Annotated in this window: 11 protein-coding genes; 9 read left to right on the top strand and 2 right to left on the bottom strand. The window is 71.9% G+C overall.

The features are described from left to right. Positions 1-1,262, bottom strand: a 1,262-nt coding sequence (locus tag AC1DCT_RS13030; RefSeq protein WP_477429678.1) for an HNH endonuclease signature motif containing protein, incomplete at its 3' end; no start/stop codon positions are given. Between the two features lie 207 nt (positions 1,263-1,469). Then, positions 1,470-1,868, bottom strand: coding sequence for a RidA family protein (locus AC1DCT_RS13035; RefSeq protein ID WP_440734943.1), 399 nt, complete (start codon positions 1,866-1,868; stop codon positions 1,470-1,472). A 111-nt stretch (positions 1,869-1,979) separates the two neighbouring features. On the opposite strand from AC1DCT_RS13035, the gene AC1DCT_RS13040 reads away from it, so the two are divergent. The 9 genes from AC1DCT_RS13040 to AC1DCT_RS13080 all read left to right on the top strand — a co-directional run bounded on the left by AC1DCT_RS13040 (position 1,980) and on the right by AC1DCT_RS13080 (position 13,118). Then, positions 1,980-2,171, top strand: coding sequence for a hypothetical protein (locus AC1DCT_RS13040; protein WP_441978314.1), 192 nt, complete (start codon positions 1,980-1,982; stop codon positions 2,169-2,171). Between the two features lie 102 nt (positions 2,172-2,273). Next, positions 2,274-3,485 carry a sensor histidine kinase gene (locus AC1DCT_RS13045; RefSeq protein WP_477230566.1) on the top strand — a complete coding sequence of 404 codons (1,212 nt, stop codon included), beginning with the start codon at positions 2,274-2,276 and terminating at the stop codon, positions 3,483-3,485. Beyond that, the gene (locus AC1DCT_RS13050) at positions 3,482-4,144 is read left to right on the top strand and encodes a response regulator (protein WP_477429679.1); all 663 of its coding nucleotides are present in this window, start codon (positions 3,482-3,484) and stop codon (positions 4,142-4,144) included. Before AC1DCT_RS13045 ends, AC1DCT_RS13050 begins: the two co-directional genes overlap by 4 nt. Positions 4,145-4,510: 366 nt before the next feature. Next, entirely contained in the window at positions 4,511-4,843 is a 333-nt protein-coding gene (locus tag AC1DCT_RS13055) for an SHOCT domain-containing protein (RefSeq protein ID WP_477429681.1), read from the top strand. A gap of 130 nt (positions 4,844-4,973) precedes the next feature. Further along, positions 4,974-5,714, top strand: a complete 741-nt coding sequence (locus AC1DCT_RS13060; RefSeq protein ID WP_477429683.1) for a GntR family transcriptional regulator — start codon at positions 4,974-4,976, stop codon at positions 5,712-5,714. 292 nt (positions 5,715-6,006) lie between these two features. Further along, positions 6,007-8,193: an alkaline phosphatase family protein gene (locus AC1DCT_RS13065; RefSeq protein WP_477429685.1), complete on the top strand. Its 2,187-nt coding sequence runs from the start codon at positions 6,007-6,009 to the stop codon at positions 8,191-8,193. A gap of 71 nt (positions 8,194-8,264) precedes the next feature. After that, a complete protein-coding gene (locus tag AC1DCT_RS13070) occupies positions 8,265-12,140 on the top strand; it encodes a LamG-like jellyroll fold domain-containing protein (RefSeq protein WP_477429687.1) in 3,876 nt (1,291 codons plus the stop codon). Between the two features lie 67 nt (positions 12,141-12,207). Beyond that, positions 12,208-12,678 (top strand): hypothetical protein, encoded by a 471-nt coding sequence (locus tag AC1DCT_RS13075; protein WP_477429689.1) that lies wholly within the window; start codon positions 12,208-12,210, stop codon positions 12,676-12,678. Continuing rightward, on the top strand, positions 12,675-13,118 hold the full coding sequence (locus AC1DCT_RS13080; RefSeq protein WP_477429690.1) for a hypothetical protein: 444 nt from the start codon (positions 12,675-12,677) through the stop codon (positions 13,116-13,118). The genes AC1DCT_RS13075 and AC1DCT_RS13080 overlap by 4 nt, the downstream gene beginning before the upstream one ends. Positions 13,119-13,147: the final 29 nt, after the last annotated feature.

Here is a 13,147-nt window from a genome sequence, read left to right on the forward strand (position 1 = left end):
CACGTGGTCTGGTGTTTGAGGACGTGGTGTCGGCGGCAGAGTCCGCCGAGGTTGCCTTCTTCGGTGGCGCCGCCGTAGGCGGCGTCGATGGTGTGGTCGAGGTCTTGGGCGGTGGGTGGGAGTCCGCAGGTGGGGAATCGGCAGCGGGAGTCGCGGGCGTGCAGGAGCCGGCGCAGGTCGGTGTTGGGCCGGTAGTGGTCGACGGCGAGGATCGCCCCGGTGATCGGGTGCGTGAGCACGCGTTCCCAAGCGACGGCGTTACCGGCGAGGATGCGGGCGGTGTGCGTGTCGATGGGTTGCCCGCCGGCGAGTTCGGCGGGCTGCTCCACCCGGACACCGAACGCGGAGCCAACCGTTGTGCTGGTGGTCATCACCGTGAAGACGGGGACCGTGACTTCGACCCGTGCCTGGATCGCGGACAGCAACCCCGCGGTCGTGTCGTGCCCGGACGCGGCACCCGTGAGGAGGGTGTCGGCGCAGAGGTCCGCGCGGAGCTGGCCGACCGTGCGAACATCTCCCGGGTCGCCGAGCCCGTCCGGATCCGGGGTGAGTCTCGCGGTCTGGTATTTCGACGCGGCCGCGTTCGCCTTCTGCACAATCCGGGCCTGCTGCGTGAGCCGATCGTAGATCCCATCGATCACCGCGGCGGCGTGGATCAACCCGAGCATCTTCTGCCCGTCCGGGAGTTCTTCCCGCCACACGGTGCGCTTCTCCTGCGCCTCCCGATGCCGTTCCGTCAACGACCGCGGCGCGAGCCGTTCCGCAACGCGCTCCACGACCCTCTTCGCCCGGTGCGGGGTCTCACCCTCGCAGGCCGCGACGGCTGCCCGCTCGAACTCGGCACGCACCTCATCGCTGTCCAGGCGCGCCCCGGCGTCTTGGATGAGCCGCACGTGCGCGGCGTTGATCCGCGCGTCCGTGAACGCCTGCATCGTGGCGGGAAACTTCGTCATCAGCTCCGCGGCGCGCACCATCCGCCCCTGCACGACCCGGTCCGACACATGCAGCACCGCCGCCAGCTCCGCGGCCACGCTGCGCGCGGCGAGATCCACCGACTCACCCCGCACCCCGGACGCACCGTCCGCGGCGGCGAGGTCCTCCGCGAGCCGCTGGGCGACCGCGAGGTGTGCTTCCTTCAACGCTTGCAGGCGGGTGATCGTCGCCTCGGTCGTCTGCAGCCCGTCCACGAGCGCGGCCAGCACGAGCACCGGATCCACCGGGTCCACCCCGGGATCCAGAACCGTGCCGGTCGAGCTCGTCATACCCCCATTCAACCCGGGGGCACCGACATTCCAGGCTCGAAAAGAGCCAGATCAGATCTGGAAAAGATCACGAACAGGTCACAAGATCCCAGTCGCCGCTGGCCTCTGTCGCAGAGCCCCTCGAAGAGCCCGACTCGCGGGCCTTTCGTCTCGCCTTCGACTCGTCCACGGCCCGGGCAGCCACCAGAGTTCGCCGGATCCAGCGGCTCAGGGCGCGAGTGCCGCGACGGCGCCGATCTCGACGAGTGCTCCGGGCACGCCGAGTCCTGCCACGCGGGCCGCGGTGACGAGCGGCGGTGCTCCTTCGCGCGCGAGCTTCGGGCCCACCGCGCCGTAGGCCGCGCGCAGATCCGCGTCCTGGTGGATCAGCACGGTCCAGCTCACGACATCGGCGAGGGTGGCTCCGGCGGCGGCCAGCGCGGCGGCGGCGTTGTCGAGGGCTCGTGCGGACTGCACGGCGACGTCGTCCGAGACGACTGCGCCGGTCTCGTCGACGCCGTTCTGGCCGCCGACGTGGATCGTCGTGGAACCCGGCGGGATCACGGCGACGTGGCTGAACGCGGGGCTGTTCACGAGCCCCGGGACGTGCGGGTAGGAGATGCTCATGCCCGCGAGCGTAGTCACGGCATCCGACATCGCGTCAGGCCCCTCCGGAGACGGGTCGAGGCCGCCTGGCGCGGCGCGATAGACTCTAGAGGCTCAACAGGAGGTTGCCCGGTGATCCTTCACTACATCGTGTTCGGAATTCTGTTCCTCGGCGGATTCGCGCTGCTGGGCATCGCCCCCGGCCTGCCCGCCTGGCAGGGCCCGGTCTTCGTCGCGGGCATCCTTGCGATCAGCCTCGCCCTCGCGTACATGATGCGCGAGCCGGGCGGCGCCACCAAGCGCTCGCGCTCCTGGGAGAACTGAGCTCCGCTCCCGCTCGGCTTCGCGGCACTACTCCCTCGGGAGTACTCCGGAAGCACACCGCCGACGGATCCGCCGCGCGCGAGGCGCGATTAGCATCGGAGGATGCCGGATCAGCCGCTCGATGACACCTCGACGGCGTCGGCGGCGTGGTTCGGACCCGACACCGGACGGATCCCGGCCGGACCGCCGCCGCGGGTCCGCCTGATCGCACCCGTCGTGCTGTGCCTGCTCGTGCAGGTGCCGGCCTCCCTCTGGGTTGCCGCGCACGCCGATCACGGACTGCATTGGCGGATCCTGCTGCATCTCGCGCTCGCGGTGGCAGGGCCGCTCGCACTGCTCGCCGCGCGGCGATTCCCCGGCCCGACCGTCGCCGTCGTCTCCGGGCTCGCCCTGCTCGACGTGCTCACGACGCCCGTCTACGGACCGCCCTACCTCGCCCTGGCGTTCGCGATCGCGCTCGCCGTGGCCCGCGGAGCCGCCGTCTGGGCGGCCGCCTCGGTCGCGACGGCGTGGGTCGCCGCGATCCTCGTCGGAGTCATGATCGGCCGGATCTGGCATCCGGGGCTCATCGTCGCGGCGACGCTCGCGCTCGCCGCCAGCTTCGCCGTCGGCGCCTTCGTGCGCACCCGCGGCGCCAGGATGGCCGCGCTGCGCGCCGACGCGCAGCGCCATCGCCGCAGCGCAGAGGAGCGCGAGCGGGTGCGCATCGCGCGTGAGCTGCACGACGTGCTCGGGCATGCGCTGTCGCAGATGAACGTGCAGGCGAGCGTCGGACTGCACCTGTTCGACCGCGATCCGGAGCAGGCGCGCACCGCGCTGCAGAACGTGAAGGACACCTCCAAGCTGGCACTGGAAGAGGTGCGTGGCGTGCTGGGCGTGCTCCGCGACGGTGAAGTGCCGCTCGTCCCGCAGGCCGAGCTCGCCGAGCTCCCCCGGCTCATCGCGGGCCTGACCGCGCCCGGTCTGGACATCGCGCTCGACGACCGCCTCGGCGACCACGCGCCCAGTCGAGCCGTGCAGTTCGCGGCGTACCGCATCGTGCAGGAAGCACTCACAAACGCCGTGCGGCACGCGCACGCCGCGCACGTGCGGGTGGTGCTCGAGCGGCGAGAGGATCCGGATCCCCGCCTCGTCGTCGCGATCGAGGACGACGGCCGCGGCTTCGGAGACGCCGACCCGACCGCGACGGGGCACGGCGGCGTGCTGGGCATGCAGGAGCGAGCGGCGCTGCTCGGCGGCCGCATCGAGCTCGGCTCCGCGGACGGCGGAGGGGCGCGCATCGTCGCGACCCTGCCCTGGGGGCGGGCGTCATGATCCGGGTCGCGCTCGCGGACGACCAGCTGCTCGTGCGTGCGGGATTCCGCGCTCTGCTCGATGCCGAGGACGACATCGAGGTGCTCGTCGAGGCCGCGGGTGGCGAGGAGCTGCTGCGTCGGATCCGCGAGACGCCGGTCGACGTCGTGCTGATGGACATCCGGATGCCGGAGGGCGACGGGCTGTGGGCGACCGAGGAGATCGCCGCGGATCCGCGTCTTGCCGGAGTGCACGTCGTGATCGTGACCACGTTCGAGCTCGACGACTACGTGGCGCGCGCGGTGCGGGCCGGCGCTGCCGGCTTCCTCGTGAAGGACACCGAGCCCGCCGATCTCGTGCGCGCCGTGCGGGTCGTCGCGGCGGGGGATGCGCTGCTCTCGCCCGGCGTGACCCGGCGGCTGCTCGAGCGGCTCGCGGTGGGCCTGCGCGAGGCGCCGGGATCTGCCGCGCTCGACGGGATCACCGAGCGCGAGCGGGAGGTGCTGCGCCTCGTCGGATTGGGGCTGACCAACGACGAGATCGCCGAGCGTCTGTTCCTCAGCCCGCTCACCGCGAAGACCCACGTCTCCCGGATCATGGCGAAGCTGCACGCCCGCGACCGGGTGCACCTCGTCGTGATCGCCTACGAGACCGGCCTCGTGGCTCCCGGCTGGCAGTAGCGGATCCGGATCCGGAGAGCTTCCGGCGACCTTGATCCCGCAGCCCTCTTCTGTTCGGTCGCACTTCTTCTGTTCAGGTCGCACTTCTTCTGTTCAGGTCGCACTTCTTCTGTTCAGGTCGCACTTCTTCTGTTCAGGTCGCACTTTCGGCTCACACAGCAAGGGAGTTGCCGCAGTTTCTGCGACCTGAGTTCCGCTGGCGGCTGGCAGCTGACGGCTGGAAGCAGGTGGCCGGTGCGGATCCGGATCCCTACTCCCTGGGGAGCAGGCGGAATCACTCCCCGGGCCGGATTCGCCGGAGGGTGCGGATCGCGAGGCTGGAGGCATCGGTCGAGATGCGGCCGATCCGATCGAAGGAAGGGCATCATGCTCGCAACCGTCGCGGCCGTCGCCGCGCATCCCGGCCACATGGGGTTCCACCCGTTCTGGCCCGTCTTCATCATCGGCCCGCTGATGTTCCTGATCATCGTGGGCCTGCTCGTCGCCCTCCTCGTGCGCCGGCGCCGCTGGGGCGGGCCGGGTCCGTGGGGCTGGCAGGGTGCTCCGGGAGCAGCCGGCGGGCAGGCCCCGTGGGCGGCCAAGCCTCAGAGCAGCGGTGCGGAGCAGGTGCTCGCGAGCCGCTTCGCGAACGGCGACATCGACGAGACCGAGTACCGCGCGCGGCTCGAGGTGTTGCGCGCGAACCGCCCGGAGGCCTGAGTCGACGACCGGGACGTGAGTCCGATCGGTGGCCCGCCGTGCCTGCGCATGGCGGGCCACCGGCGCGCGTGAGCGAGAATGGGGGCATGCTCCGGCCGCCGATCCCTTCTCCTGTATGCGGGGGCGGGAAGTGACGGAGGGCGCTCGCGAGAGCTCGCGCACGGCGCAGATCTCCGCGGACCTGCGCCGGCGGATCTCCGAGGGCGGCTTCGCCGCCGGCACCCGCCTGCCGAGTGAGGCGATGCTGAGCGCCGAGTACGGCACGACGCGCAGCGTGATCCGCGGGGCGCTCGCCCGTCTCGCCCGCCTCTCGCTGGTCGTCTCCCGGCCGCGCGGCGGATGGATCGTCCAGGCCGCGCACCAGACCCAGGGCTTCGCGCGGATGCAGTCGTTCACGGAGTGGGCGAGCGAGGGAGGGCGCGTCCCAGGCGGTGCGATCACCTCCCGTACCGTGGGGCCTGCGGATGCCCGCGAGGCGCAGCTGTTCCGCATCAGGCTCGGTGAGCCCCTGCACCGGTTCGTGCGGCTGCGCACGCTGGACGGGCTGCCCGTCATGATCGAGCGCTCGGTCTGGGCGCCGTGGGTGGCCGAGGTCATCACACGGGTGCCGGACGACGTGCGCTCGACCACCGTCGCCCTCGCCGAGGCCGGGATCCGCGTCGCATCGACGAACCACCGGATCGAGGCGGCTGCCGCGACCACCGAGGATGCGGCACTGCTCGGCGTGCGCCGCTCCAGCCCGCTGCTGCAGGTCGGGCGCACGACGACGACCCGCGAGGGGCGGCTCGTGGAGCTCGGGGTGGACCGTTACCGTGCCGGTGCGATCGCGTTCGAGATCGAAGCGGGGCAGACGGTCCGCACCGCGCTCTGAGCGGCGGATGAGCGGGGTCGTTGAGCGAGCCCCGAGCGCAGCGAGGAGCGAGACGAAACGCGGTTCCGACGGGCGGCGGCGTTTCGTCTCGGTCGGCTTCGCCGTCCTCGCTCAACGACCCTGGGGTGGGAACGGCGGAAACGGCCCAGTGTGCACGCTCGGCGGCCGGATCCACGGGTGACGGGGCCGATGCCACCGGCTCGTCGTCCGGCGTTCACCCGCTGTTCCCCTCGGCTTGCTCTCCTCGAGGTCGGCGCCCGCTCCGGGGTGCCCCGTCGTCCCGAGGAGCGTCATGTCCAGCGAGCCCGTCCCGTTCAGCCCGGATCCGTACGAGCGCCCGCGAACCGTCCCCGACGAGGTGCTGCACAGCGGCATGACCCGTCGCGGCATGCTGCGCGCTCTCGGCCTGCTGGGCGGTGCCGCCGCCGTGGGCGCCGGATTCGGCGCAGGGGCGGCCGCCCCGTCGGCATCGGCCGCCGAGGGCGCGGGTGCCGTTGCCGCGGGCGCCTCGCGCGTCTACGCGCTGCCGGAGGGGTTCTCCGGCGACATCACCGACATCAAGCACGTGGTGATCCTCATGCAGGAGAACCGCTCGTTCGACCACTACTACGGCGCGCTGCCCGGTGTGCGCGGCTTCGACGACAAGCAGGCCCTGCGCTTCCAGAACGGCACCGACGTCTTCTCCCAGCCGCAGGGCTCCTCCTTCGTCAAGCCCAGCCGGGTGACCACGGTCGCCGGCACCACCACGGGTCTGGACCACTCGTACTCGGGCGGCACGTCGGCGTGGGCCGGCGGACGCTACAACAACTGGATCGGGGCCAAGGGCGCCAACACGATGCACTACGTCTCCGGCGAGGAGATCCCCTGGCAGTACTCGCTCGCGAGCGCGTACACGATCTGCGACAACTGGCACTGCTCGGTCATGGGCCCGACCACGCCGAACCGGCTCTACGCCTGGACCGGCACCTCGGGCGGCGTCGTCGACAACGGCGGCGAGTCCAACGGCAACCGCACCTGGCAGACCTACCCCGAGGCGCTGCAGGCCGCGGGCGTCTCCTGGCGGATCTACGTCGACAACTCGAACAACGGATCCAGCTGGGTCGGCGACTACACCGACAACCCGATCCGCGGCTTCAACACCTTCACGACGTCGGGCTCGTCCGCGCAGGACATCGCGAACCGCAACGACGCCGCCAAGAACGCCCCCGGCACGGGCCTGGTCTGGCGGGCCGGGTCCGCGCCCTACGCCTCCACCGGCGTGACCAACAACGACAGCGACGCCAACCTCAACGGCGTGCTGAAGGACTTCATCGCGGCCTGCAAGCCGGGGGCGCAGTATCCGCTGCCGCAGGTCTCCTGGATCGTCGCGCCGTACAGCTGGTCCGAGCACCCCTCGGCCAACCCCGAACACGGTGCGCACTTCTCGAACCGGGTGATCCAGACGCTGCAGAGCAACCCCGACATCTGGAAGAGCACGCTGCTCATCATGACGTTCGACGAGAACGACGGATACTTCGACCACGTCCTGCCGCCGTTCGCCGAGCCGGGCACTCCGGGCGAGTACAACGGATCCACCCCGATCGGATACGGCGCGCGCATCCCGACCATCCTCGTCTCGCCGTGGACGCGCGGCGGCTGGGTCGGCACCGAGACCTTCGACCACACCTCGCTGATCCGCTTCCTCGAGACGTGGACCACCGCGATCGGCACCCCGGCGCTGTCGACCACGATCACCGCCTGGCGCCGCGGGATCAGCGGCGACCTCACGAGCGCGATGGACTTCGCCCACCCCGTGATCGACGTCCCGTCGCTGCCGGACACGGACGCCCTGGTGCAGATCGCCCGCGCGGGCGGCACGATCGGCACCCAGGTGCCGCCGGCAGACAAATGGTCGAGCACGCCGCTCAAGCACCGGCCGCTGTCGTATCACCCGCACGGGGTGTTCGTGGAGGACCGCAAGACGGGCACCGTCAGCGTGCAGCTCAGCCTGGTCGGAGGCCCGCAGGGCAAGGCGCTGAGCCTGCAGGCCTTCCCCGACAAGTACCTGCCGTTCGCGAACACCCCCTACACGGTCACCGCCGCGAAGCCGGCGGCCCACGTCTGGGACGCGACCGCGCAGGACGGCCGCTACGCGTTCTCGGTGTACGGGCCTGACGGGTTCGTACGCTCACACGCCGGCACGGTCCTGCCGGCGGGCCAGAACGGCAGCGCCGTGCCCCGCATCGACGTCGACCTCGTCGCCGGCGAGACGCCGACCGTCGAGATCACGCTGCATAACGACGGCCGCCAGAGCGTGCACTACGCCCTCACGCCCAACGACCACGCCGGCACCGCGCAGCGCATCTGGGTCAAGCCCGGTGCGACCCAGAAGGTGACCTGGCCCACCTCCGAGGGCTACTACGACGTCGTCGTCACCGCCGATACGAACAGCGGCTGGCGGCACCGCTACGCCGGGCGCGTGGCCCAGCTGCCGGCCTGACTGCTGAGCGCCCGACCACGCCCACACCCGATCCGATGACGCCGCCCGCACCCGATCCGATGGAGCCCCGCATGCACCTCCCGTACCGGCGTCTGCGCCGCCTCGCCCTCGCCACCCTCGTGGGCGCCGTCGTCGTCGTCTCGACGTTCGCGGCGACGCCCGCGGCGGTCGCGGATCCGACCCCCGCACCGTCGTCGACCGCATCCCCGGCGCCCGCGCCCACCCCGGCGCCGTCGTCGGCGCCCACCGCGGATCCTGCGCCGGCACCGACCACGCCCGCCCCCGATCCCACCCCGACCGCGGACGCGCCGACCGCGCCCGCTCTGCGCGCCGCCGTGCCGGGGGCGATCTCGCCGGTCGCCGCGTACACCTTCGACACCGACAGCGGCTCGACCGTGAAGGACGTCTCGGGCAACGGCAACGACGCGAGCTGGGTCGGATCCCCGGGCTATCGCCCCGGCGTCTCGGGATCCGCGGCGACGATCGGCCTCGGCACGAACTACGTGAAGCTGCCGCTGATCGCCGGGAAGACCGACGGATCGGCAAGCTTCTCCTACGAGTTCTGGATGTCGGAGCAGAACCGCACGTCGTACGGCACGCTGATGAGCAACCAGGACTTCGCGTCCTGCAACAACGCGGGTCTGACGCTCTACAACCAGACCACGCAGGGCGTGCTGCAGGCGTGCTGGGGCACCACGGCAGGCGGGACGAAGCGCTACCTCAACGGCGCTTCTCCGAACATCGCCGGATCCTGGCACCATGTCGCCGTCACGGTCGACCGCACCGCGAACGTCATCATCGTCTACACCGACGGAGTCGAGACCAAGCGCTCCGCCGCGGGCGAGGTGACGGCGTCCACGAACCTGAAGAGCGGCTTCGCGTTCAACATCGGCGGCTTCAGCGGCAGCGAGAAGGACGTGAGCGACGGCTACGTGAACGCCGCGATCGACGACCTGCGCTTCTACAACGCCGTGCTGCCCTCGGCACAGGTTGCCGACGACTACGCCGCACTCAAGCCGGACAGCGGCAGCTACACGGTCGCCTTCGACGGAAACGGCGCGACCTCGGGCGCCATGGCGGCGCAGACGTTCACGATCGGCACGGCCTCGACGCTCGCGGCCAACGCCTTCGTCCGTCCCGGCTACCAGTTCCAGGGCTGGGCGCTGAGCGCGAAGGGGCAGGTCGTCTACGCCGACGGGCAGTCGGTCGCCGACCTCACGGTTCGCGCGAACACCACGGTCACCCTCTCCGCGATCTGGAGCCGGCTGCGCGCGCCGGGCGACGCGGTCGCGCCATTCGCCTCCTACGACTTCGAGACCGGAGACGGCACGGCGATCCCCGACTCCTCGGGACGCGGCAACGACGCGATCTGGTCGGGATCCCCCTCGTACGTCGCGGGCACCGCGGGCAAGGCGGCTTATGTCAACGCGCCGGAGGGCAGCACCCGCGGCGTGAACTTCTTCTCCCTGCCCCTCGTGCCGGGCCACACCGACGGCTCCGGCAGCTTCTCGTACACGTTCTGGCTCAAGGAGGCCTCGTCGAGCTCGGACTCGCCGATCGTCTCGAACCAGGACTTCCGGCACTGCTACAACCGCGGCGCGACGCTCTACAACACCGCGGGCAGCCCCGGCATCCTGCGCGGCTGCTTCGGTCAGAACGGCACCTCGATGACGCAGAACTACGTCGCGGATGCGAGCCGCACGTCCGTCATCGGATCCTGGCACCACGTCGCCGTGGTGGTCGACCGGTCCGCGAGCACGATGACCACGTTCGTCGACGGCGAGCAGACCGCGCAGAGCACGAGCCTCGGCTCCGGCTTCTCCCTGGTCAGCGGCTATCCGTTCCGGGTCGGGGCGGAGGGATCGCTGCTCGACGACGGCGACGGCTTCGTGAACGCCACGATCGACACGTTCGACTTCTACGATCGGGCGATCTCGGCCGCGCAGATCCAGAACGACTACATGGCGACGCACTCCGGTGACGTCGTGACGGACGGATCCACGCTCGCGCGCGGATTCGTGTCCGGCGTGCTGCGCGCCCCCTCCGTGCGTGCCGGTGGCGCCGTCTCGCAGACCGTCGCCGGCCTCTGGAACGGCGGATCCGTGACCTCGTACACGAAGGTCGAGGGCGACGACTGGCTGAACGTGGACGCGCAGGGAGTCGTGACCGGCACGGCACCGGCGACGGCGCCCGCGGACCCGGGCTTCCTCACGGTCGAGGCCACCGACGGCAGGACCACCGCGCGCATCGAGGTCGAGGTCCCCGTGGTCGCGGCCGACGCCGCCGCGCCCTTCGACGCGGTGACCTGGAATCTCTGGGATGCCGGCGGGCACGTCAACGACGCCGCGCTGAAGAACCTCGCCGTGATCGCCGAGAACGGCTTCGACGTGATCGGCGTGCAGCAGGACGGCGGCACCGCCGCGACCGCCCTCGCGAAGGCCCTCGGCTGGAACGCGCTCGAGGGACCGGGCGGGGTCGGACTGATCTCGCCGCACCCGCTCAGCGCACGCACCGTCGTCGGCGACCAGCCCGGCCTGGGCGCGACAGTGGACGTGCTCGGGCGCAAGCTGCGGGTGTGGACCATGGGCCTTGACCGCACCGGCTACGGGCCGGATTCCGCGTGCCTGGCCGGCATGACAGACCCGGCGGCCCTCGTCGCGGCGGAGCGCGGCAGCACCCGCTACGCCCAGGCCGATGCGCTCGCCACGGCGATCGCGACGGAGACGGCCGCGGCGACCCCCGTCGTGGTCCTCTCCGACCTGGAGTCGCCCTCGGGCGCGGACTGGACCGCGGCGACCGCCGACGCGCACTGCGGCGTCGGTGCCGTGGACTGGCCCGTGCCCGCCCGCCTGCAGCAGGCCGGACTCGCCGACGCCTATCGCACCGCGAACCCCGACGCGGCCGCCGACCCCGGCGACACCTGGTCGCCGCTCGTCGTGAAGACGCCGTCGGGTGCCGATGAACCGCAGGACCGCATCGACACCGTGCACTACGCCGGCTCGGCGCTGCGCGTGCTCGGCGCGAACACGGTGGTCGCAGGCTGGCCCTCGCCGACCGCGGTGCTGCGCAACGCCTGGGCGAGCAACCACCGCGCCGTGGTGGCCTCGTTCGCGCTCGGCAAGGCCGCTCCGGATCCGTCCTCGCTGCCCGCCGTGGTCGGGAGCGCCGCCGGCCGCACGGTCAGCCTGCACACCGTCCCCGCGGGTGCCGTCGGCATCGAGTACCGCGTCGACGGCGCCGCCTGGCAGGGCTACACCGCGCCGTTCGCCGTGCCGGGCACGGCCGCCGCGCTCGTCGAGTACCGCGCGACCGACCAAGGTGTGAGCGGGCCGGTCTCGAGCCTCTCACTCGCGGCGACCGGTGCCGACGCGGCGCAGGACGTGCAGCCCCTCGGCACCGCGAAGACCGTGCTGCGCGGCGAGGCCATCACCGGCCTCGGCGCGCGGGTGGTCGACGCAGCCGGCAACGGCGTCTCCGGAGTCGATGTGGTGTTCACGATCTCGGGTGGCGCGTTCGCTGGGGGAGCGAGCACGGCGACCGTCTCGAGCAACGCCGCCGGCATCGCCGTCGCACCGGGTGCGACCGCCGCGACGGCCGGAACCGTGACGATCACCGCCGCGTTCCGCGACCGCACGACGACGCTGCCTCAGATCACGGTGGTGGACCCGGTCGCGACGCTGACGGCCGACGTGAAGGTCACGCCGGTCGTGGTCTCGGGCAAGGTCGTGCTCACGGTCGCGGTGACGAACACCGGGTCCACGGCGACCGACGTGAAGATCGCCACGAAGTACGGCACCAGGACGTATCCGGCGGTCGCGCCCGGCGCGACGGTGTCGTACGGGTTCAGCACGATGCTGGCCTCGATCCCCGCGGGTACCGCGACGGTCACCCTGACGAGCGGATCCGGCATGGCCACGATCCCGACGCCCTACCCGGCCGCGCGATGAGCACCGGCACCGGATCCCGTCCGCGGCGCACCCGACGCCGCGGAGACACCCACCAGGAGGCAGCACCATGACGACACAGATCACGACGACGCCCGGAGGCGAGGGCATGCGGGGCGACCGCGGCTGGACCCGGCGACGCACCCTCGTCGCCGGCGCCTGGTCGGTGCCGGTCATCGCGGCGGCGGTCGCGCTGCCGCAGGCCTCGGCCTCGGCCGCGATCACGATCGACCTCCTCGGCGCCGTGGACGACGCGCAGACCTACCCGTTCTCGGCCGCGGGGGACACCGCGCCGCTGATCTTCCAGGTGGCGGGCTCCGGCCCGATCCCGGCGGACGGCACGGCGGAGCTCGTGAACGCCGGCGGGATCGCGTCGTGGGACGAGTCCGTCCTCCTGCAGGGCGCTCTGGCCTCCGCCCCGATCGACACCGACGGCACCCTGATCCTCCCGATCGTGGCGCTCGCCGCGGGCACCTTCCCGGTGCTGGTGCACGTGGGGTCGGTGAGCCGCACTTTCATGGTCACGCTGGAGCAGGCGTGATCCGCACCCGTGCCCGCCGGGCAGAGGTGACCGGGCTCGCGCTGCTGGCGGGGCTCCTTCCGGCGCTGCTGACCGGATGCACCGCGAGCGGTCCTGGCGCGGCGAACCCCTCGTCCTCGTCCTCCGCCGAGGCCGCGGCCGAACAGCACGGCCCGGCGATCCGGCTCGTCTCCCCGGACGGTGCGGTGCACCTCGGCGACGAGGTGCGGGTGGTCATCCGCGCGACCGACGACGGTGCGCCCGTCACGGGCCGCGATGCGACCTTCGAGGTGGTCTCCGGGCCGGCGACGTACCCGGGTGGCTTCGAGACCTCGGCCACGGATTCCGACGGCGTGGCGAGCTCGCTCGGCCTGCACACGGAGGGCGCGGGGCGGGTAACGATCAGGATCGCCGTCGGAGAGGTCAGCAGTGATCTGACGATCGACGTCGCCGGCTCCTGAACCGAACTTCGAACGGCGGGAATGCGCCG

Source organism: Microbacterium sp. 10L49, assembly GCF_056395125.1.

What these genes read in the sequence shown, in the direction of transcription:
- AC1DCT_RS13055 (WP_477429681.1), top strand. Translation starts at nt 4,511, where the DNA reads ATGCTCGCAACCGTCGCGGCCGTCGCCGCGCATCCCGGCCACATGGGG.
- AC1DCT_RS13050 (WP_477429679.1), top strand. Translation starts at nt 3,482, where the DNA reads ATGATCCGGGTCGCGCTCGCGGACGACCAGCTGCTCGTGCGTGCGGGA.
- AC1DCT_RS13045 (WP_477230566.1), top strand. Translation starts at nt 2,274, where the DNA reads ATGCCGGATCAGCCGCTCGATGACACCTCGACGGCGTCGGCGGCGTGG.
- AC1DCT_RS13070 (WP_477429687.1), top strand. Translation starts at nt 8,265, where the DNA reads ATGCACCTCCCGTACCGGCGTCTGCGCCGCCTCGCCCTCGCCACCCTC.
- AC1DCT_RS13075 (WP_477429689.1), top strand. Translation starts at nt 12,208, where the DNA reads ATGACGACACAGATCACGACGACGCCCGGAGGCGAGGGCATGCGGGGC.
- AC1DCT_RS13065 (WP_477429685.1), top strand. Translation starts at nt 6,007, where the DNA reads ATGTCCAGCGAGCCCGTCCCGTTCAGCCCGGATCCGTACGAGCGCCCG.
- AC1DCT_RS13035 (WP_440734943.1), bottom strand. Translation starts at nt 1,868, where the DNA reads ATGAGCATCTCCTACCCGCACGTCCCGGGGCTCGTGAACAGCCCCGCG.